Genomic DNA, 21,830 nt, shown 5'->3' with positions numbered 1-21,830 from the left:
AAATTTAGCTTTCAAGTCTCGCTATGACGACTCCTGCCAGTTGTCAGCAAGTGAGGTGTTGGGACGCTAAGATGGTTCACTTAGGCGAGATGTTCAACCAATTGCTGCAGCGGCATGGGCCTACCTAAGTAATATCCTTGAGCTTGTTGACAGCCCATTTCTTGCAGGATTTTTAGTTGAGTTTCTGTTTCCACACCTTCAGCGACGAGATTAATACCAAAGCTGTTGGTCATGGCAATGATGGCACTGACAATGGTTTTGGAACGGTCATCGCTATCGACTTCGGAAATATAGCTGCGGTCGATTTTGATTTCATCGACCGTTAAATCTTTAAGCATGGCAAGAGACGTATAACCTGTACCAAAGTCATCGATAGAAATCGCAATACCACATTTCTGGAGTGATGAAATCAATTCAACACTGTTATTTAGGTTGTCCAATGTTGCGGTTTCAGTGATTTCTATGCTAACGAATGGGGCAATGGCTTTCTGAGCTTGGATGTATCGAACCAATTCGTGCATTTCGTCAGAGTCGTTGAACTCAGCAGCCGATACGTTAACGGCAATGGTTTTAATTTTGCTTCCCAACAAGTCTGTTGAACTCAACTCTTTGGCCACTTTGCTGATCACCAACTTTGAGATTTCGCCCGTTAAACCATGTTTTTCTGCGAGTGGGATAAACACATCCGGAGCGATAAACCCTTTAGACGGATGATTCCAACGTACTAATACTTCTACACCATTAACGTTCAACGTTTTCAAATCGTATTTGGGTTGATACACAACGCTGAGAACGTCATTGTCGATGGCATTGCGTAAATCCAACATCATCTGACGGCGTTGTAACGCCTTTTCGGTCAGGGTCTTATCGTGGTACTGGATCGCGTTCTTTTTCTCTTTTGCAACATTAAGCGCTTCTGTTGCAGAAACCATCAGCTCTTTGGCAGTGCTGCCATCTTGAGGATAAAGAGCAATGCTGATGCAGCATGTCGACTCAATTCCGTAATCTTTGGAAAGACGGTTATACAGACGTTGGATATCTTGCATGTGTTCGTCCATATCATATTCGCCTGTGATCTTGGCAAAGCTGGCAAACTGATCCGCATGCAAGCGAGAAGCAAATGATCCGGGTAATAAAGCTTGATTTAGTGCTCGGGCCAAATCTTGCAGAAAAGCATCGGCTTTATCAAAACCAATCGCATCATTAATTCTTTTGAAATCATCAATATCAAGGTAGCCAAGAATGAGCTGCTCATTGGGTTTGAGCTGTCTGATGGTCAGGTTCAACGTACGGACGAACATCGTCATACTGTGCAAGCCCGTCAGGCTATCCATATCGTTGGCTTTTTCTAAGGCATTGTTGCCCTTCAGTACCATAGCAAGCAGTAAACCTGCGGTGATAACAACAAAAGCTAAACCTTTGTATGTCTGAGCGACAGCACGCATTTGAGAATTGGGTAAAAGGGTTTCTACCGCAAGATCGGAGAAAAGGATCCATAAGGTAGCGAACAGAGCATACGTAGCGGCAACCTTTACCGCTGAGGTGACTGTACTGTTCATATTCCCTCTCTCCTGGGGTTGTTTATACTTGTAATAAAGTATGTCTAGCACACCATGGATGCTTACGGTTTGTCTAGTCAAATAGCTCAATAACTAGCTTATTATCTTTGATAACAAGATTTGGCTCAGCTGATTTCAATAATGCCTGCTCAACTTTACTGCTGTCCAGTTTGTATACCGGATACTGTGATAATGCTGTGCCGATCATTGAAACGGCTGGTTTCAGTAACTGCTTAATTTCAGGCGTCAACAGTTGGCCTTCTTCATCAAAACGGTCTAGACGCAGAGATTTCAAGAAAATTTCACCTGTCTCTTTGTCATATTCTGGGACTGCGCTGAACTCTAAATCCAATTCCAGTTTCTTCTCAGGTTGATTCCAGATTTGTACTTTGGCGGTGGTGTTTGCAAGCACAGACACGCGGTCTGCGTCGGCTCGGCCAATATTCACATCGAGATCGTGAATCGAAACAAAGGCATGCATAACATTTTGAACTCCAACAGATTGTTCAAAACTGACGTTATCATGCAGATACTTAGTCATATCCTGCTCTGTCACGCTATAACTTGCACAACCAGCAAATGTCAGAGCGGCTAAAGGTAAAAGAAGTGATTTTAATGCTTTTTTGATCATGGACTTGGGCTCTTTTTATGCACGATAAAGATAGCTATGGGACATCATAGCGAATCATTTTGTACAACAATATGGGCGTTTTCTGATTCTGCATCATACTGTTTTGGTCATCATAAGAGCAAAGTCTTGTTTGCCGATGGTGTCAAGCTGTTACCTTTAATAAATTCAACAGTTATGAATGAGTTGTACAAACTTGATGGTGACCTGAGCCACATCAAAGGAATTGTGATCAAGGTCGCTATAATTCTCTGCTTATATTGGCTGAGAGAGTAGTGTGGTTTGGATTTTATAAAAAAGCAGTTTGAACTACTCGCCCCCGGAGGCGATTTAGATTCGATCAAAGCAGCAATTGCAGCAGGTGCAGACGCAGTTTACTGCGGACTGGATAGATTTAATGCACGTAATCGAGCAACCAATATTACGCTTGATGTCCTTGAAGGTGTCATTGAACTTGCTCATCAACACAGCTGTAAGATCTTTCTCACCCTCAACATTGTTCTGCTTGAAAGTGAAATTCCATCCATTATTCGCTTGTTGACTCAGCTTAACGAGACTGAAGTCGATGGCGTTATCGTTCAGGACCTAGGTCTAGCATTTCTCATCAAACACTACTTCCCTCGCTTGGATATGCATGCCTCGACGCAGATGAACACTCACAATGAAGGGCAAATTAAGCTGCTGAGCAAACTCGGCTCTAGCCGTGTGAATTTATCCCGAGAGCTGAATATCGATGAAATCACCCATTTGGCGCAATATGGTCGAGAGCACAATGTATCTATGGAAGTGTTTGTGCATGGCTCTTATTGCATCGGTTTCTCTGGTCTGTGTTATTTCAGCTCGGCACTAAACGGTGCATCCGGTAACCGTGGGCGTTGCAGTCAGCCTTGCCGTGACCAGTATCAAACCACTCGCGCTGGCAACAACTATCCGCTCAACCTTAAAGACAACTCTGCATTTGAAAATATGGACGCACTGGCTCGTGCAGGCGTCTATTCGCTGAAAGTGGAAGGGCGAATTAAGAAGTCACATTATGTTTACACTGTGGTTGATAATTGGCGCAAACAAATTGACCATTACTGCCAAACGGGCGAGATGCTCAGTGATATGTCTGAGCTTTATACGGTTTTCAATCGTGACTTTACCAATGGCTATCTCAAAGGCGATATCCATCGCGATATGTACATTGATAATCCGAGAAATTTCGCGGCGGCGCATTTTGCTTCTAAAAATGTTACGTCTAAAGGTTTGGCATATAAAGAATTTGCCGTAGCGAACGTTACTTCCGTGACTTCACAGGTAAGTCAGACAGTTAAGCCGGATGTATCCTTACAAGATGCTAAGAATTTTATTTATGATCGCAACACCGATGTTATTCGTAAGGTCGACGCGATTACTCAAGCAATGCCAATTACTGCCAATGCTAAGCGGAGCTTGAAGGGAAGCGGCTTTATCGCGAATATTCCACTACCTAAGTTCGATGCTAACGCAAAGTTAAACAGTACTACGAAGCTTTCGGTACTGATCGACAAGGCCAGTGATTTAGATTTAATTGAACAAGCCAGCGAAACAGAGTTTTTCTATCAAATACCGGATGCGCTAGAACTTCAGTACCAAGAAGTCTTGGATGTGTTTACTCGTTATCCAACCCTTATCCCTTATTTCCCTGCGATATTAATTGGTGAGCATTACCAAGCTGCGTGTCGGCTGCTTGAACATATCAAACCGAAATGGTTAATCACCAATAATCTGGGTGTGGCTGAAATCGCGCAAAGCCTGGGTTTAGCTTGGGTAGCAGGGCCTCAACTTAATATCACTAACTCGCTGTCCTTGCAGTGTGTTAAGCAAGAACTTAAGGGCAGCGGTGCGTTTATTTCCAATGAGCTAAGCGCTAACCAGATGAAGCGATTAGTCAGACCTGAAGGCTTTAGATTGTTTTACAGCCTCTATCATCCGATTCATTTGATGACCAGCAGACAGTGTTTGCTCATTCAAAGCATCGGCTGTAAGAAGCAGAGTATGAATAAAGGCTGTATGAAACGCTGTGAGAAAACCGCATCGATCATCAGCTTAAAAGAACAGTCTCATATCATTCACAAACAGCGCGGCAATCACAATTGCCTATATGGTAACGAGAATTTCCTAAACTTGGATCTATTAGCTGAAGTGCCGAATCTGTTTACTGACATGATGATTGATCTGCGAGATATCCCAACCCATACCAAACTGGCGGTAGGTAAAGCAGAGTTGATTGAGCTGTTTAAGCAAGCACTAGATGGTGTTGAAGCAGCGCAGCAAACGTTGTCATCAAACATTATAGGCACAACAAACAAGCAGTATTTAAAAGGTTTGAACTAACGTCGGTTAGTCGGTTAAGAGAGAAGGGCAAACTTGTAGCGGTTTGCCCATTTCTTTTGGCACTACGATTTTTCCAACACCCGTATCGACATACTCACCGCTGACGTGCGGTTATCGACTTCCAGCTTCTTATAAATCTGCTCAAGATGTTTGTTTACCGTGCGAGGGCTCATATCGAGTATCTGCGCAATTTCCCAGTTTGTTTTACCGAAAGAGAGCCAATAGAGAACCTGAGATTCGCGCTTGGTGATGTTAAACACTTCGCGTAGGTCATCTTCGGTTCCTGCTTGTTTAGGAACGTTGACTCGAATCAGAACATGCGTATTGCTGTCATTTCCTGCAAAGGTTGCTTCGAGAAGCGAGTCAAACTGAGTAATGGACAATGGTGCAGAAGTATCACCACTGTTGAGCCATAGAGCGATGTCGGTTTGGATTTGTGACCAAGTGTGCGCAATGTCCTGCGTGCTGTCCGAGCGGCGGCTAATGTCGCATAACAGCTCCTGAGCATGGGGTGTTGCCCATTCCAAATCACCGTTTTTTGAGACACAGAATATAAATTGTCCCGCATAATCGAGTGCCGCTTGAGCCGATTTTGCCATGCGTGCGTTATGGCTGTGAACGCGAATACGAGCGAGCACTTCAGCCGGAACCACTGGTTTAGTGATGTAATCGACTCCGCCTGCTTCAAACCCTTTGATGACGTGTTTGGAGTCATTTAACCCTGTCATGAAAATGATAGGAATCGCTGGCAAGCGTTCCTTCAGTTTTAAACAGGTATCGAAGCCGTCCAATACGGGCATGACAGCATCAAGTAAGATGACGTCTGGCTGGATTTTTTCCACTATCGATAGCGCCTGATGACCGTCCAGTGCGACTAGTACGGTAAGGCCTGCTTCATTGAGTGTTGCATTTAACATTCCCAATGATTCAGGAGAGTCATCGACCACTAATACGATGATGTTTTTCGCTGAGAAACCGTTCATGAATCTATTAATCCATTAATATGTTCGACGATGCTTGCGAAGCGGCAATGGTGCGCCTCTTCTCGCATGGTGCTGATAAATTTTGTGCCTTGGTGACCGTTGCTTTCTAAATGATCGAGCAAGTCACTGAATGCGGACATAAACCCGATCTCGGCATAGCTTTTCAGTTTATAAAGCTCGGAATGATTCGGGTAGAAGTCAGCTATTTCTTGATGACTCTCTTTTTCATCGGCTTGATAGACCCAATCAATACCCAACAACTGGCTTAATTTTCCAAGCAGGAGCGACAGCGAAACCGGCTTGGTCAGGTAGCCATTGTGATAACTGTATAGCTGATTGTTAGTTTCTAACTCCTGAATATTGGCTGAGAGCATGAGTATAGGCTGATAGTAGTGCTTTTGACGCAATTTAATCGCCAGTTGCCAGCCGTTCACTTGCGGCATGAAGATATCCAGCATGAAAAGGTCGATTGCTTTGCTTTCCGCCAGTTCCAATGCCGCTTGCGCGGAGTTGGCTTGAAGGACGTTAAATCCAAGAGGACTCAGAATATTGCTGATAAGCGTACGCTGATCATCAATGTCATCTACCACCAGAATAGTTTTCTTCGGTCCTTTATAGCCAGTGACATCAAGGTTAGTTAACTCAGGCTCATTCAGATAGTCATTCACCTCGGAAAGCATCATTTTCAGAGTAAAGGTACTGCCTTTGCCTTTTTCACTGACACACTCAATCTCACCACCCATCAAGTCGGCTAACGCATTAGAGATGGTTAATCCCAACCCTGTGCCGCTGATGTGTTTGGTATGGTCAGATTGAATACGCTCAAAAGGGCGGAATATCAGCTGCTGCTCATCTTTTGAAATACCAATACCCGTGTCCTCAACACTGAAGCGTGCGACTTGGTTTCGATACGTCACCGAGAAATGTACATGCCCAGATTCCGTGTATTTCACCGCATTATTGAGCATATTGATAAGGATCTGCCTTAGTCTTTGCTTATCAGCACTGATAAACACAGGTAAATGTCCAGCACAACTGTAGTGGAAGGTAAGCTGCTTTTGCTCTGCCTGCATGCGGAACATTTCAACCAGTTGTTGCAATAAAGAATGCAGGTTAAATGAGTCCCGATGCAGCTCTAATCGCCCCGCTTCAATTTTTGAAATCTCTAACAGACTTTCCAGTAAATCACCCAGATGCTTGCCGTTTCGTTCCAGTGTTTCGGCATATTGGCGTTTTTTCGGGGTTAACTCTTTATCCTTGCTGAGCAGTTGGGCGTAACCGAGCAGCACGTTAAGCGGTGTTCTCAGTTCATGGCTTAGCCCCGCCAGATAACGACTTTTCGCGTCGTTGGCGTTTTCTGCTTTTTTCTTTGCCCGCTCAAGTTCTAGAGAGGTTTTTTCGTGCGCGGTAATTTCATCAGAAAGCAAATTGGTGTGTGCCTGAAGCTCTTTCATAGCGAGGCTGCTGCTGCTTCTAGCCAATACAAATAGCCAACTGATAATGCCGATTGGGATGAGCAACAGGGCAAACGCTTTAAACAGACTGATAGAGAGCGCATTCATCTTGGTCGGATCTAGGCTTGGTACCTGACTGTATGCCAGTGCCAGAATCGCGCCAATCGTAAGGCTCATTAATACCATCACCATAAAAAATTGGCTGATAGAAGAGGAGAGTTTGTTGATCCATGCGAGCGGTAAATAAGGCTTTAATGCGTGTTTAACCTGTGCGTGAAAGGTGGCTTGCGGGCGGCACTTATCATGACAACGAACATCGAGAGAGCAGCAAAGTGAGCAGATGTGACCTTGATAGGCAGGGCACATCGCCATATCTTCTTCCTCGAATGTGTGCTGGCAAACCACACACTCATGTTCTTGATGTCCATGGTGAACAATGATTTCATCGTGGACTAAGTAGTAGCGACTGCGCGTCGCGAGTGCAATTAATGGCGCAGTGACAAAAGGCAATATGAACGCAAGATATGAGGCGAACGCTTTGATCACATCATTAAACACGCCAAAGTGGGCCGCGAACCCAAACAGGGACGCAATGATCATTGAACCTAAGCCCACAGGGTTTATGTCGTAAAGCTTTGAGCGTTTAAATTCGATGTGTTTGGGGCTAAGACCGAGCGGTTTGTTGATGGCTAAGTCAGCCACTATGCTACCAATCCAAGAGAGCACCAGAACCGAGTAGATTTGCAAAGTTTGCTCAATGAGTTGATAGACGCCAAGTTCCATTAGCAGCAGTGCAATCAATACGTTGAAAATCATCCATACCACGCGACCGGGGTGGTGATGGGTTAAACGTGAAAAGAAGTTAGACCAAGCCAGAGAGCCTGCGTAAGCATTGGCAACGTTAATTTTCAGCTGGGAAATGATGACAAACAAACCGGCGCAAATAAGGGCAAGTTTGGTGTTATCCGTCATATAACCGAACACATTTACATACATATGAGCCGGGTCGCCCGCCAGATCTGGCGCAATACCGTGGCTGACAGCAAGCCACGCTAAGAAACTTCCCAGTGCGATTTTCAAGGCGCCAAACAGCATCCAACCGGGTCCACCGATGAGCATCGCTGCCCACCAACGCAATTTAGTTGATGGAGTTTGTGCGGGAAGAAAGCGCAGAAAATCGACCTGTTCACCAATTTGCGCCACAACCGAAAGCAGTACTGCCGAGGCTGCACCAAACAATATCCAGTCAAACTCTGGACTGTGTCCAACTAAGCCACCGTAAGAGAGCCATTGGTCAATTTGACTGTCTGGATGAGAGAAAACGAAGAACAGAGGTATGAGCTGCATCGCAAGCCAAAGCGGCTGCGACCACATCTGAAATCGTCCGATATTGGAAATACCCAAAGCAACCAGAGGAATCACAATCACGGCGCTGATGATGTATCCCCAAAACAGCGGAATACCAAACAGCAGTTCTATCGCCATCGACATAATGGCGGCTTCGAGGGCAAAAAAGATAAAGGTGAACGAAGCGTAGATGAGCGACACTATGGTCGAGCCAATATAGCCAAACCCAGCACCGCGACTAAGTAGGTCGGCATCAACACCATATTTGGCGGCGTAATAGCAGATAGGTATGCCACTTAAAATGACTACCAGAGAAACACCGACTATCGCCCAAAGCGAGTTGATAACGCCGTAGTTGAGAGTGATAGTGCCACCGATGGCTTCAAGAACCAGAAACGAAACGATGCCCAAAGCGGTATTGGCTATCCAGCCTGCGGACCACTTCCTTGCACGTTTGGCGGTAAAACGCAGCGCGAAATCTTCCAGTAATTCATTGCCAACCAGTGTGTTATAACGCCTGCGCGTTATCGGAACCTTCTGCATCTCATTGTCTCTTCATCCTTAAAGCGGTGACTTACACTCCTTGCAAGTCTGGAAATTTCAACCATTTCATTTTATAGGTCGCTCGCGCGAGTATAGCTCGATTTGTTCAAATCTAATATGCGTAGTTTGACGTAGACAAAGTGCGCAATACGCGCATACCGCTAACTCTCTATCTCACCGATACTTTTCCGGAGCTTGCTTCTGATGTCTGTAACTGATGTCTGTCATTGGGGGTGTAAGTTTGAACCATTTATTAATCAAGGGAAGATGAAAAATGAAACGGAAATTCCTCTCCACGGCAGTACTGGCGGCGTCACTACTCAGTGCACATGCACTAGCAGCAGACACGATTAAAGTCGGTGTGTTGCACTCATTGTCAGGCACTATGGCAATCAGTGAAACCACACTGAAAGATACAATGTTGATGCTGATTGAAGAGCAAAACAAAAAGGGTGGTTTGCTTGGTAAAAAGCTAGAGCCTGTGGTTGTTGACCCAGCGTCTAACTGGCCTCTATTTGCAGAAAAAGCGCGCGAATTGATTTCAAAAGACAAAGTATCAGCAGTATTCGGTTGCTGGACTTCAGTATCTCGCAAATCTGTATTGCCAGTATTTGAAGAGTTGAACAGCATTCTGTTCTACCCAGTTCAGTATGAAGGTGAAGAGTCTTCGAAAAACGTGTTCTACACAGGCGCAGCGCCAAACCAACAGGCAATTCCAGCGGTTGATTACCTGATGGATCAAGGTGTGAAACGTTGGGTTCTTGCAGGTACAGACTATGTTTACCCTCGTACTACCAACAAAATCCTTGAAGCCTATTTGAAAGATAAAGGCGTGGCGGAATCAGACATCATGATCAACTACACGCCTTTCGGCCACTCTGATTGGCAGTCTATTGTTTCTGATATTAAGAAATTCGGTTCAGCGGGCAAGAAAACAGCGGTTGTTTCTACCGTCAATGGCGATGCAAACGTACCTTTCTATAAGGAGTTGGGTAACCAAGGCGTAACGGCTGACCAAATTCCAGTGGTTGCATTCTCTGTGGGTGAAGAAGAACTATCCGGCATGGACACAGCTCCACTTGTCGGTCACTTAGCAGCGTGGAACTACTTCGAAAGCGTGGATTCGCAAGCGAACGAAGAGTTTATCGAAGCGTGGCACAAATTCACTAAAGACGACAAACGCACCACGAACGACCCAATGGAAGCGACTTACATCGGTTTCAACATGTGGGTGAAAGCGGTTGAAGCGGCAGGCACTACAGATCCAGCAGCCGTGCAAAACGCGCTCATTGGTACGTCTGTTCCTAACCTTTCTGGCGGGTACTCAACCATGATGCCTAACCACCACATCACTAAACCTGTTCTGATTGGTGAAATCCAAGATGACGGTCAGTTCCAAACAGTATGGGAAACGGCTGGTTTGGTTGCGGGTGATGCTTGGTCTGATTTCTTACCGGGTTCTAAAGACCTGATTTCAGATTGGCGCGCGCCACTTAGCTGCGGTAACTACAACGTTAAAACAGGTAAATGTTCTGGTCAGAACTTCTAATTCGTAACACAGACCTTCCTGCTGTTTTACGAAATTAGCCAGACGCAACGAAATAAGTGGGTGCGAAAGCCCCACTTATCCTCTGCTTGATAAAGCAAGAAATGGATTTTAGAGGCTGGGCGAATAGCCGAGTCAGAAAGGGTTACTCATGGTCTTAATTAAGCGAATGTATTCCATAGTAAGCGATACCAGACGAATAGCTCTGGTGTGGTTGCTTGGGGTGACAGCCTTATGTGTGACTTCTTTGGCGCAAGCCGAGACGAGCGCTTCATTCGATGAAGGCTTACAAGCGATTTCGACACTCAAATTCAATCAAATCGAATCGGGTGTGGATAGCATCTTACAAAGTGGTGACGAGCGAGCGGTTGACGTTCTGAGTCTGCTATTGAATGGCGATTTATATGTTGAGAAATCAAGCTCAACATTGGTGGTCATTAAAGCCAAAGAGGGCAGTGACGTCACTATTCAGCCACTTCTTTCGACCAATGATGGCGATACATCGACGGCAAATTCTCAATCGACAGTAAGTTCCCGAGCGATTAAAAAAATCGGTATCAACAACAGTTTGCGTGGCAAATTAAAATCGGCAATCGCCGCGTTAAGCATCTCTCATCCTAACTCGGACCAGCGTGTTGACGCGATTAACCAGTTGATGGGTTCGATGGATGAAGAGAGTTATCAATTCCTTAAAGATCACTTAGTGAAAGAGTCAGATGCCAAAGTGAAAGACTTAGGAACCACGGCGCTGGCTATCTATGATTTGAAAAACAGCAGTGATGACAATGTCCTTGCTCAAGCGATTGATACTCTCAAACCCAGCTACCAACCAACGGCTCGTAATGCGCTTAATCAGTTTATTAGTGAGAACCCTGAGAGTGCACTCATTGGTGTTGCGCGTATCGCGTTAAGCAATATTGAGCAGCGCGAGAAAGTGGCGGACATGACGCAAACCCTGTTTTTCGGCTTAAGTCTTGGTTCTGTATTGGTGTTGGCAGCGATTGGTCTTGCGATTACCTTTGGTGTTATGGGCGTCATCAACATGGCACACGGCGAACTCATCATGTTGGGCGCGTACACCACTTATGTGGTTCAAACCCTAATGCCAGAACACATCGGTTTATCTGTATTTATCTCCATCCCTTTAGCGTTTGTTGTGTCAGCAGTTGCTGGTGTACTGATTGAACGTTGCGTGATTCGCTTTTTGTATGGTCGACCATTAGAAACACTGTTAGCAACATTCGGTATCAGCCTGATTCTGCAACAAGCGGTTCGCACAGTGTTCTCTCCGCTAAACCGATCGGTTTCAACACCGGATTTTATGCAAGGTGTGATTGAGATAAACCCTCTGCTTAGCCTGACGTTAAACCGTTTATACATCATTGTTTTCTGTCTGATTGTGTTTGCACTTTTGTACTTGATTTTGAACTACACCCGCTTGGGTATTGAGGTTCGCGCTGTGTCGCAAAACCGCAGTATGGCACGTGCGATGGGAGTTCGCTCTGAATGGGTGGATGCTATGACTTTCGGTTTAGGCTCGGGCATTGCGGGTATTGCGGGCGTTGCGTTAAGTCAGCTAACCAACGTAGGACCGAACTTAGGTCAGGCTTACATTATCGACTCTTTCATGGTGGTGGTATTCGGCGGTGTGGGCAACTTGTGGGGAACGCTGGTCGCGGGTATGTCACTAGGCGTGGCAAATAAAGTTCTTGAACCTTGGGCTGGCGCCGTTCTGGCGAAAATCCTAGTGCTTGTGTTCATCATTCTATTTATTCAGAAAAAGCCCCGAGGATTATTCCCTCAGAAAGGGCGTTCTGCGGAGGGATAATCATGGTGTATCAACCGAAGTTATTTGATCGCTCTACCATGACATTTCTATTGGTTTTGGCAGTGGCTCTGTGTGTGATTCCAGTGTTGAACATGCTAGTGGGTTCAGGCAGTGCACTGCATATTTCAACCTATACCGTCACGCTAATGGGGAAGTACCTTACCTATGCATTACTCGCTGTTGCTGTGGATTTGGTGTGGGGTTATTTGGGAATTCTGAGCTTAGGTCATGCGGCATTCTTTGCTTTGGGTGGCTATGCAATGGGTATGTATCTGATGCGTCAGATCGGTGATCGTGGCATTTACGGCAACCCTGAACTGCCGGATTTCATGGTGTTTTTAAACTGGAAAGAGCTGCCTTGGTTCTGGCACGGTTTCGACCAGTTCTGGTTTGCAGCTTTAATGATCGTTCTCGCACCTGGTGTACTTGCGTTTGTTTTTGGTTGGTTGGCGTTTCGCTCTCGCGTAACAGGTGTGTATTTATCAATCATCACTCAAGCGCTGACTTATGCATTGATGTTGGCATTTTTCCGTAACGAAATGGGTTTTGGTGGCAACAACGGTCTAACCGATTTCAAAGATCTTCTGGGCTTTGATTTACAGGCTAACTCAACACGAATCGCGTTGTTCATTTTATCGGGTGTCGCACTTGGTCTTGGTTATCTGGCGTGTCGTTTTATTGTGGTGAGCCGTTTAGGGCGCGTAGCAATGGCGGTGCGCGATGCGGAATCTCGTACCCGATTCACGGGTTACAAAGTGGAATACATCAAGTTAGCGATTTTCTGTTTTTCGGCTGTGTTAGCTGGTATTGCCGGTGCTTTGTATGTACCGCAAGTAGGCATCATCAATCCTTCTGAATTTTCTCCTTTGAACTCGATTGAGCTGGTGGTTTGGGTTGCATTGGGTGGTCGCGCAACTTTGTACGGCGCGGTGGTGGGTGCATTAGCGGTGAACTATGCCAAAACCTATTTAACCGCTGCGCTACCAGAGGTATGGCTGTTTAGCCTCGGCGCTATGTTTGTGTTAGTGACGCTGTTCCTGCCAAAAGGTGTGGTTGGGCTTATCAAAACCAAGGAGGCAAACGCATGAGCTTGAGAGATTTTGCAAGGTCAATGACTGACCGTGAACATGTTTATGATTTCCTTGTGCCGAAAGTAAATCCAATGCTGACCGTTGGTCATGGCTGCTTGCTTTACCTTGAAGGATTGACAGTGAGTTTTGATGGCTTCAAAGCGATAAACGATCTCAATTTGTACATCAATCAAGGGGAGCTGCGCTGCATTATCGGTCCTAATGGCGCGGGCAAAACCACCATGATGGACATTATTACTGGCAAAACTCGCCCAGACAGTGGCAGTGCTTGGTTTGGGCAGAATATTGATCTGCTTGAACTGAGTGAACCGGAAATTGCTCAAGCGGGAATCGGTCGTAAATTCCAAAAACCAACGGTATTTGAAAACCAAAACGTGTTTAACAACCTTGAACTGGCAATGGCTGGAGCGAAAACCGTTCGTTCGACCTTGTTTGCCAAACTGAGTTCGTCAGACATTGATTACATCGATTATGTGCTGAAACAAATTGGTTTAGAGCCTCAACGCTTTCTACTCGCTGGCGCGCTATCTCACGGACAAAAACAGTGGCTAGAGATTGGTATGCTGCTGATGCAAAACCCGAAACTGTTGCTGGTGGATGAGCCTGTGGCGGGAATGACACATCAGGAAATGGACAGAACCGGCGAGCTGCTCACCAGCCTCGCTGGCGAACGCACCATTGTGTTGGTTGAACACGACATGGATTTTGTTCGCTCGATTGCCAAAAACGTTACGGTTCTTCATCAAGGCTCTGTACTTGCCGAAGGCACCATGGATCAGGTGCAAAGCAACCCCAAAGTGGTTGAAGTCTATTTGGGAGAAGAAGCATGTTAACGGTGAAAGGATTAAACCAGTTTTATGGACAAAGCCATACCCTGTGGGACTTAGACCTTAATGTTGAAGAGGGTAAATGCACCTGCCTGATGGGACGCAATGGCGTGGGTAAAACCACGTTACTGCAATGTGTGATGGGGTTGCTCGCGACACAAAGTGGTCAAATTGAATATTTTGGGCAAGACATTGCTGGATTATCAGCGGAAAAACGTGCGCCTTTGGGGATCGGTTATGTCCCTCAAGGTCGCCAAATATTCCCTCTGCTCACGGTGGAGGAAAACCTGCGTATAGGTTTACCCGTGCGCGGCGATAAGAGCAAAAATGTACCGGATTTTATCTATGAGCTTTTCCCTGTGCTCAAAGAGATGCTGCATCGTCGTGGCGGCGACCTTTCAGGTGGTCAGCAGCAGCAACTTGCGATCGGTCGCGCACTGGTCATTAACCCAAAACTACTGATTCTGGATGAGCCAACAGAAGGTATACAACCTAACGTAGTGACTGAGATTGGCGACATCATCCGCCGTCTAAATCAGGAAATTGGTCTGACGGTATTGCTGGTCGAACAGAAGTTACCATTTGCAAGAAAAGTGGCTGACCGATTCTGCATTCTTGATCGTGGACGCCAAGTGGCGGCAGGTGAGATGACAGAACTCAATGATGCTCTGGTCAAAGAATATCTAACGGTGTAGCGCTATGAATCTTATGTCTAAGTTCGATCTCATCAGTCAAACCGAGCGCCACTGGCCAGCGTTTCTCTCGCTGGGTTTTGATTTTGATGGCGAGAAAACTCGAATGCACCAAATGGCGTTTCAAGGCCCATTGCGTGTACAGCGTCCATTCTACCCAGAGCAGGAGGTTTGCCACGTTTATTTGCTGCATCCGCCGGGTGGGTTGGTTTCTGGCGATGACTTAAGCATTCAGGTGGAATGTGCACAAGGCAGCCACGCGCTGATCACCACACCTTCTGCGGGAAAAATCTATCGAGCTGACAGCCAAGGCGGCGCACAGCGTCAGCAGGTTCATATTGATGTGCATAGTGCCCGTTGTGAATGGATGCCTATGGAAACCATCGTGTTTGACGGTGCGCACGGCAAACTTTCTACACGAGTGAACTTGTATGGCGAGGCGAAATTCGTCGGCATTGACGTGTTCTGTTTAGGTCGACCGAAAAGTCATCTGCCATTTGTTAGCGGCAGCGTTGAACAGCGTTTGGCGGTCTATTTGGAAGATAAGCCGATTCTGCTTGAGCGCCAATTTCTGTCTGCGGACGATCCGCTTCTCACCGCCATGAGTGGTTTCAACCATCATCTGGTGTCTGGAACTTTGGTGGTGTTTGGTATTGAAGATGCAGATTCTGCGGTTAGTGCATTAAGACATTCCTTAGATTCAAAGCAAACGACACTGAGCGTTACCCATCGCCTAGGGGTAATAGTGGTTCGCTATTTGGGCGATTGCAGTGAACAGGCACAACAACAATTACGTGGATGTTGGCAACTTCTGCGACCGCTATTGATGGGCATAAAGCCTTGCCCACCAAGGATTTGGAACACCTGATTTAAACCATTTTTCAGAGGGACGATATGGAATTATCACCAAGAGACAAGGATAAACTGCTGCTGTTTACTGCGGCGTTATTGGCTGAGCGCCGATTGGCTAAAGGTATCAAGCTCAACTATCCAGAAGCCAGTGCTTATATCTCCGCAACCATTATGGAAGGTGCGCGAGAAGGTAAAACTGTGGCTCAGTTAATGAGTGAAGGACGCACTTTATTAAGCAAAAGCGAAGTTATGGACGGCATTGCAGAGCTTCTAGAAGAAGTGCAGGTTGAAGCCACCTTTCCTGACGGGACTAAACTGGTCACCGTTCATAACCCGATTCAGTAGGAGGCGTTATGAAGCCTGGAGAATACCAACTGCAATCTGCACCCATTGAACTGAATGCGGGGCGTAAAACCTTGAGTATTTCAGTGGTGAATCACGGTGACCGACCTGTGCAGGTAGGCAGCCATTATCATTTTTTTGAAACCAACCCAGCACTCGATTTTGAGCGTGAGAAAACCAAAGGAATGCGTTTGAACATTGCTGCGGGAACGGCTGTTCGTTTTGAACCGGGACAAACTCGCAACGTAGAACTGGTTGAGTTAGATGGCGCGAGAGAAGTGTATGGCTTCCGCGCAGAAGTGATGGGTAAGGTCTGATTTCAAGGAATAGGAAATAAAAATGGCAGAGATATCTAGGGCTGCGTATGCCGATATGTACGGGCCGACAACCGGCGACAAAGTTCGTTTAGCGGACACTGAGCTGTGGATTCAGGTTGAAAAGGATTTTACGACTTATGGCGACGAAGTGAAATTTGGTGGCGGTAAGGTGATTCGCGATGGCATGGGACAAGGTCAGAAATGCCGCGACGAAGTGGTGGACTGCGTGATCACTAATGCTCTGATCCTCGATCACTGGGGCATTGTTAAAGCCGATATCGGTATTAAAGATGGCAAGATCCACTCAATCGGCAAAGCGGGTAATTCAGATATTCAGCCGAACGTGACGATTCATATCGGTGCCAGCACAGAAGTGATTGCTGGCGAAGGTCATATTGTGACGGCAGGCGCGATTGACGCGCACATTCACTTTATCTGTCCGCAGCAAATCGAAGAAGCGCTGATGTCAGGCACAACGACTATGTTGGGCGGCGGCACAGGCCCAGCAACGGGGACTAACGCCACTACCTGTACACCGGGCGCTTGGAACCTCGCTCAGATGCTGCGCAGTACAGACTTAATGCCGATGAACTTTGGTTTCCTTGGTAAAGGAAACGCCAGTTTACCGCAAGCGTTAGAAGAACAACTTGAAGCGGGTGCGTGTGGCTTAAAACTGCATGAAGACTGGGGAACGACACCGGCTTCGATTGATAACTGCTTGGCAGTGGCTGAAAAGTACGATATTCAGGTCGCGATTCATACCGATACGTTAAATGAATCGGGCTTTGTTGAAGATACCCTTGCGGCATTCAAAGGTCGTACGATTCACACCTACCATACGGAAGGTGCGGGTGGTGGTCATGCTCCGGATATTATCGTCGCTTGTGGTCAGCCGAATGTGCTTCCTTCTTCCACTAACCCGACTCGTCCATACACAGTAAACACAGTGGATGAACACCTCGACATGTTGATGGTGTGCCATCACCTTGATCCCAACATTCCTGAAGATGTAGCGTTTGCTGATTCTCGTATCCGTAAAGAGACCATTGCAGCAGAAGACATTCTGCATGACTTAGGCGCTTTTTCGATGATTGCTTCTGACTCGCAGGCAATGGGTCGAGTGGGCGAAGTGATTTGTCGTACTTGGCAAACCGCTCACAAGATGAAAGTGCAGCGCGGCTTATTGCCAGAAGATGAAGAGCGTCAGGCGGATAACTTCCGCGCCAAGCGTTACATCGCCAAATACACCATTAACCCAGCTATTGCGCATGGCATCTCTCATGCTGTCGGTTCATTGGAAGTAGGTAAGTTGGCGGATATCGTACTTTGGAAACCGGCTTTCTTTGGCGTTAAGCCAGCGTTGATTATTAAAGGCGGTTTTATTGCTGCTGCACCAATGGGAGATGCGAACGCATCCATTCCAACACCTCAACCTGTGCATTATCGCTATATGTTCGGCGGATTTGGCACTGCGGGCGCTGCAACGTCAGTCACTTTCACCAGCAAAGCGGCAATCGAGAACGGCTTGCAGCAAACACTAGGACTGAAACGTGAGTTAGCTGCGTGTTTAAACAGTCGTAACGTAACCAAGAACGACATGATTCATAACGACTACATGCCGGTGATCAGTGTCGATCCGCAAACCTATGAAGTGAAAGCGGATGGACAGTTGTTAACTTGCGACCCAGCAACGGAACTGCCTCTGGCACAGCGTTATTCGTTGTTCTGAGAAACCGAACTAAGGAGAGTTGTATGTTGAAAGTTGTAGGACGTTCCGACCATTTCCATGGAGCAGTGTTGGATAAGGTGATTTTGCCATTTGCACTGCGTCAGAAAGGTCGATTCAGAACATTGAGTCAATCTGGTTTGGATGTAGGTGTGTTTTTACCTCGTGGAGATGTGCTTAAACATGGTGACTATCTGCACACCGAGTGCGGACAAGTATTGGTTGTGGTTGCGGAAAAAGAAGCCGTAGTGACAGCGAAAACCGATGATTGGGAAACCTTTGCTAAGGCGTGTTACCACATGGGTAACCGTCATGTGCCTATGGCGATAGGTCAGTGTTGGCTGCGATTCCAACCCGACCATGTACTGCAAGAAATGGTGGAAATGATGGGGCTGGTGTGTGAAGCCCAATTGGCAGAATTCACGCCAGAAAATGGCGCTTATCATGGCAGTGGTAAAAGTCATCATCACGGGCATGAGCATGACCATTCACATGATCATCAGTCGCACGATCACGACCACGGTCATTCTCATGGACATAGCGATTCACATGGGCACAGCCATTCTCATGGTCATTCCCATAATCATTTGCACACTGAATCGCACAACAAAAGCCATGGGGAGCACCATCACTAATGCAGATTTCAGCGTTGTTATCTCTGCTGCATTTAAGTAGCCCGAGTCTGCCAATAGGTGCTTTTGCCTATAGCCAAGGCTTGGAAGGTGCGGTGGAACTGCAATGGGTGAAGGATGAAGCGAGCTTAAAGGCATGGCTGTCTCCGCTGCTGAGAAGCGGGCAGGCAAATTTGGAACTACCGCTGTTAAAGCGCTTTTATCAGGCATGGCAACTCAACGATGTAAACCAAATCGAATATTGGCAGCAGGTGTTACTGGCTAACCGTGAAACCGCAGAGCTGGTGATGGAGGAGCAGAAACTAGGGCAAACTCTTCATCGCTTATTGGCCAGTTTAAACGTTGAGCTAGACAGTAAAGCGCGCAGCATGAGTTACCTACCACTATATGCCAAAGCTTGTGTGCACTTTAACGTGCCACTTGAAGTCGCGGCGACGGGTTGGCTCTGGTCTTGGCTAGAAAATCAGGTCACGGTGGCGTGCAAAACCGTTCCGCTAGGACAGACCTCTGCGCAGAAAGTATTAATCGAAATGATGCCTGTGATTGAACAGGCGATCGAAACAGGTTTATCCGTCAGTGACGACAACATCGGGCTGACATTACCCAATTTTGCCATGGTGAGTGCATGGCATGAGACTCAATATTCAAGATTATTTAGGAGTTAAATATGAGCACACAATGTTTACGAGTAGGCGTCGGTGGCCCGGTCGGCTCCGGTAAAACCGCGTTGTTACGTCAGTTATGTTCGGCAATGCGTGAACACTACAATCTTGCGGTGGTAACGAATGATATTTACACCAAGGAAGATGCTGAGTTTCTGATGCGTCATGAAGCGCTGGATATTGACCGCATTATGGGGGTTGAAACCGGCGGTTGTCCCCATACTGCAATTCGCGAAGATGCTTCTATGAATCTCGCAGCTATCGATGAGTTGCAACATCGTCATCCGGGTTTGGAATTGGTGCTGGTAGAAAGTGGCGGTGACAACTTGAGCGCGACCTTCAGTCCAGAACTCTCTGATTTGACGCTGTATGTGATTGACGTTTGTGCGGGAGACAAAATCCCACGTAAAGGTGGGCCGGGTATCACTAAGTCAGATCTTCTGATCATCAACAAAACTGATCTCGCGCCGATGGTTAACGCATCACTTGAAGTGATGGACAGAGATGCGAAGAAAATGCGCGGTGATAAACCGTTTGTGTTTACCAACTTAATTCGTGGTGACGGTTTGAAAACGGTCATCGATTTTATCGTTCAGCAAGGCATGTTGGCAGAGCGTGAAGTGAATGTCGTCGTCACTGAATAGTTCTAATACAGAGCAGATTTAACACCGAACAGATCTAATAGAGCCGCATTAACAGGCTGTTGTAAGAAAAGGAATTTTTAAATGAAACTATCTCTTAGCAAAATCATCTCTGCTGCCGCGTTATTAGCCGCAAGTTCACCAAGCTTTGCCCACACTGGGCACGCAATGCACGCGAGTTTCTCTGAAGGATTTTTGCACCCGTTAACGGGCATTGATCATCTTGCTGCACTGGTCTTGATTGGCTTTTTTGCGGCAAGTTATAGCTACAAAAAATCGGCGCAAATTATTGCTTGTTTTGCTGCCGCGTTAATGGCCGGATTCTTTGTTGGCGTTGAATGGTCGAATGCATCAATGGTGGAATCGCTGGTTGCTGGCTCTTTGATTGCGTTGCCTGTGGCTTTGTATGCATACCGCAAAACCGGGGCAATTAAGTGGCTTTCTATGATCAGTATTGCAGCGTTCAGTGCTTGTCATGGCTTAGTACAAGGCGCAGAAGCGATTGGCGCAGTGAGTGAGTTTGGCCTCGGTTCACTAGTCGCAAGCGTAATGGTGATGGTTGGCGTTAATGTAATGGTTAAAGCTATTCGCAATGCTGTTGCTCATTTCACTACTGTTAAACAATAACAACATCCGTTGGCTATAAATACGGGTCAGAAGTGAAAGCAAAGGGAGCGAAATGCTCCCTTTGTTTATGTTGAATGTTTATATCCAGTCATGTCATTGGTGAAATAATTTATTTAAATATGAAATAATTTTTCAAAAAGCATTGTAATGAGCTAGCTAAGCTGAGATAACTAAACGCGTCTGTGCATTAGATGTAAGGTCTATCTTTGTGAACCCATTCGTCTTTACTTTCGGCATTATTTTTAGCGGTTTTGTGCTGGGATTATTTCTCCAACGTTATCTCAAACAGCGTTCATCTTTTGTTAGTTTGGTTTTAACCAAAGTAGCGCTGATGGCATTGATTCCGTTTAGTGTCTTTGTCTCTTTATGGCAGCTAAGTGATATTCGCACTGAGTTATTGTATCTGCCTTTTATAGGCGCAGGTGTGATCGCCGCGGGTACCTTGGTCGGGATTGTTGTAGCAAAGAAGAACCGCTTAACGCCTGTGCAAACAGGGGCGCTTGTACCTGTGACGGCGCTCTACAACATTGGCGCGCTGGGTAACCTTGTTCTGTTCATCACATTTGGTGAAAACGGCGTGGCTATGATGGCTCTGTTTAAACTGTTTGAAGAATTGACCTATTTTGGTCTGGTTTTCCCATACGCAAAATCCAAATCTCAAGATGAAGCGCTCAAGTCCACACAAAACAAACAAGTGTGGAAAGACCCGATTTTCCTCATCGCTATTTGCGCGATCTCTGCTGGTTTACTGCTCAATGTAGCGGGGATTGAACGTCCTGAATTTCTGCTTTCAGTGAGTCACTGGACAATCCCTGTGGGTACTTTTTTGCTGATAGCTTCTGTGGGGCTAACCTTTAATCTGAAAGGTGGAAAGCGCTGGCAAAAAGTGGCATTGACGGCGACCATTGCCCGCTCTGTATGTGCGGTGCTGGTGGTTTTAGTCATGCTTTCACTGTTTAACCTTTGGCAGGTTGAAGGACAACTGGTCGCGAAGGTGTGTTTGGTGCTGGCAGTGATGCCCACAGCATTTATGGGCACGCTACCAGCAGTGCTTTATGGTTTGGACAAAGAGGTGGCGAATACCAGTTGGATTACCAGCTACTTCGTGTCCATGGTGCTCACGCCAATCATGCTCGTTTTCCTCAGCACGCTTTAGTTTTCAGCATTTCCCAAAG

19 protein-coding genes are annotated in these 21,830 nt (G+C 46.4%); 15 read left to right on the top strand and 4 right to left on the bottom strand.

The features are described from left to right. Positions 1–80: 80 nt before the first annotated feature. Together AAGA51_RS18785 and AAGA51_RS18780 are read right to left on the bottom strand one after the other, a co-directional pair. The gene (locus tag AAGA51_RS18785; protein WP_042483009.1) at positions 81–1,559 is read right to left on the bottom strand and encodes a putative bifunctional diguanylate cyclase/phosphodiesterase; all 1,479 of its coding nucleotides are present in this window, start codon (positions 1,557–1,559) and stop codon (positions 81–83) included. 73 nt (positions 1,560–1,632) lie between these two features. Continuing rightward, positions 1,633–2,190: a DUF1439 domain-containing protein gene (locus tag AAGA51_RS18780; protein ID WP_042483011.1), complete on the bottom strand. Its 558-nt coding sequence runs from the start codon at positions 2,188–2,190 to the stop codon at positions 1,633–1,635. Positions 2,191–2,478: 288 nt separating this feature from the next. Between AAGA51_RS18780 and AAGA51_RS18775 the strand changes: the two genes are divergently transcribed. After that, positions 2,479–4,545, top strand: a complete 2,067-nt coding sequence (locus AAGA51_RS18775; protein WP_042483430.1) for a peptidase U32 family protein — start codon at positions 2,479–2,481, stop codon at positions 4,543–4,545. Between the two features lie 62 nt (positions 4,546–4,607). Here AAGA51_RS18775 and AAGA51_RS18770 read toward each other — a convergent pair whose 3' ends face one another. Both AAGA51_RS18770 and AAGA51_RS18765 read right to left on the bottom strand, forming a co-directional pair. After that, on the bottom strand, positions 4,608–5,528 hold the full coding sequence (locus tag AAGA51_RS18770) for a response regulator (protein WP_042483014.1): 921 nt from the start codon (positions 5,526–5,528) through the stop codon (positions 4,608–4,610). Continuing rightward, positions 5,525–8,872, bottom strand: a complete 3,348-nt coding sequence (locus tag AAGA51_RS18765) for a hybrid sensor histidine kinase/response regulator (RefSeq protein ID WP_042483018.1) — start codon at positions 8,870–8,872, stop codon at positions 5,525–5,527. Before AAGA51_RS18765 ends, AAGA51_RS18770 begins: the two co-directional genes overlap by 4 nt. 274 nt (positions 8,873–9,146) lie before the next feature. Between AAGA51_RS18765 and urtA the strand changes: the two genes are divergently transcribed. From urtA to AAGA51_RS18695, 14 genes are all read left to right on the top strand, one after another. After that, entirely contained in the window at positions 9,147–10,421 is a 1,275-nt protein-coding gene (urtA, locus tag AAGA51_RS18760; RefSeq protein ID WP_042483021.1) for an urea ABC transporter substrate-binding protein, read from the top strand. 148 nt (positions 10,422–10,569) lie between these two features. Next, a complete protein-coding gene (gene urtB / locus AAGA51_RS18755) occupies positions 10,570–12,246 on the top strand; it encodes an urea ABC transporter permease subunit UrtB (RefSeq protein ID WP_255209374.1) in 1,677 nt (558 codons plus the stop codon). Positions 12,247–12,248: 2 nt separating this feature from the next. Then, complete coding sequence (gene urtC / locus AAGA51_RS18750) at positions 12,249–13,334, top strand: urea ABC transporter permease subunit UrtC (protein ID WP_042483024.1); 1,086 nt, start codon at positions 12,249–12,251, stop codon at positions 13,332–13,334. Next, positions 13,331–14,170 (top strand): urea ABC transporter ATP-binding protein UrtD, encoded by an 840-nt coding sequence (gene urtD / locus AAGA51_RS18745; RefSeq protein ID WP_042483027.1) that lies wholly within the window; start codon positions 13,331–13,333, stop codon positions 14,168–14,170. Before urtC ends, urtD begins: the two co-directional genes overlap by 4 nt. Then, complete coding sequence (urtE, locus tag AAGA51_RS18740) at positions 14,164–14,859, top strand: urea ABC transporter ATP-binding subunit UrtE (RefSeq protein WP_042483030.1); 696 nt, start codon at positions 14,164–14,166, stop codon at positions 14,857–14,859. Before urtD ends, urtE begins: the two co-directional genes overlap by 7 nt. 4 nt (positions 14,860–14,863) lie before the next feature. Beyond that, positions 14,864–15,724 carry an urease accessory protein UreD gene (locus AAGA51_RS18735; RefSeq protein ID WP_042483034.1) on the top strand — a complete coding sequence of 287 codons (861 nt, stop codon included), beginning with the start codon at positions 14,864–14,866 and terminating at the stop codon, positions 15,722–15,724. A 26-nt stretch (positions 15,725–15,750) separates the two neighbouring features. Further along, positions 15,751–16,053 carry an urease subunit gamma gene (gene ureA, locus AAGA51_RS18730; RefSeq protein WP_042483037.1) on the top strand — a complete coding sequence of 101 codons (303 nt, stop codon included), beginning with the start codon at positions 15,751–15,753 and terminating at the stop codon, positions 16,051–16,053. A gap of 8 nt (positions 16,054–16,061) precedes the next feature. After that, a complete protein-coding gene (locus AAGA51_RS18725) occupies positions 16,062–16,367 on the top strand; it encodes an urease subunit beta (RefSeq protein WP_042483041.1) in 306 nt (101 codons plus the stop codon). 22 nt (positions 16,368–16,389) lie between these two features. Continuing rightward, positions 16,390–18,096 carry an urease subunit alpha gene (gene ureC, locus AAGA51_RS18720; RefSeq protein WP_042483044.1) on the top strand — a complete coding sequence of 569 codons (1,707 nt, stop codon included), beginning with the start codon at positions 16,390–16,392 and terminating at the stop codon, positions 18,094–18,096. Between the two features lie 23 nt (positions 18,097–18,119). Beyond that, positions 18,120–18,728, top strand: coding sequence for an urease accessory protein UreE (ureE, locus tag AAGA51_RS18715; protein ID WP_042483046.1), 609 nt, complete (start codon positions 18,120–18,122; stop codon positions 18,726–18,728). Further along, positions 18,728–19,390 (top strand): urease accessory protein UreF, encoded by a 663-nt coding sequence (locus AAGA51_RS18710; RefSeq protein ID WP_042483048.1) that lies wholly within the window; start codon positions 18,728–18,730, stop codon positions 19,388–19,390. The genes ureE and AAGA51_RS18710 overlap by 1 nt, the downstream gene beginning before the upstream one ends. 2 nt (positions 19,391–19,392) lie before the next feature. Further along, positions 19,393–20,031: an urease accessory protein UreG gene (gene ureG, locus AAGA51_RS18705; RefSeq protein ID WP_042483051.1), complete on the top strand. Its 639-nt coding sequence runs from the start codon at positions 19,393–19,395 to the stop codon at positions 20,029–20,031. Between the two features lie 81 nt (positions 20,032–20,112). Then, a complete protein-coding gene (locus AAGA51_RS18700; RefSeq protein WP_052404575.1) occupies positions 20,113–20,655 on the top strand; it encodes a HupE/UreJ family protein in 543 nt (180 codons plus the stop codon). Between the two features lie 208 nt (positions 20,656–20,863). Beyond that, positions 20,864–21,811 (top strand): AEC family transporter, encoded by a 948-nt coding sequence (locus AAGA51_RS18695; protein ID WP_042483055.1) that lies wholly within the window; start codon positions 20,864–20,866, stop codon positions 21,809–21,811. The last annotated feature ends 19 nt before the right edge of the window (positions 21,812–21,830 follow it).

Origin of the sequence: Vibrio diazotrophicus, assembly GCF_038452265.1 — a bacterium.
Classification (GTDB): Bacteria; Pseudomonadota; Gammaproteobacteria; order Enterobacterales; family Vibrionaceae; genus Vibrio; species Vibrio diazotrophicus.
Note: the sequence above shows the minus strand (reverse complement) of the source record. Positions and strands in the feature narration are given on the sequence as shown.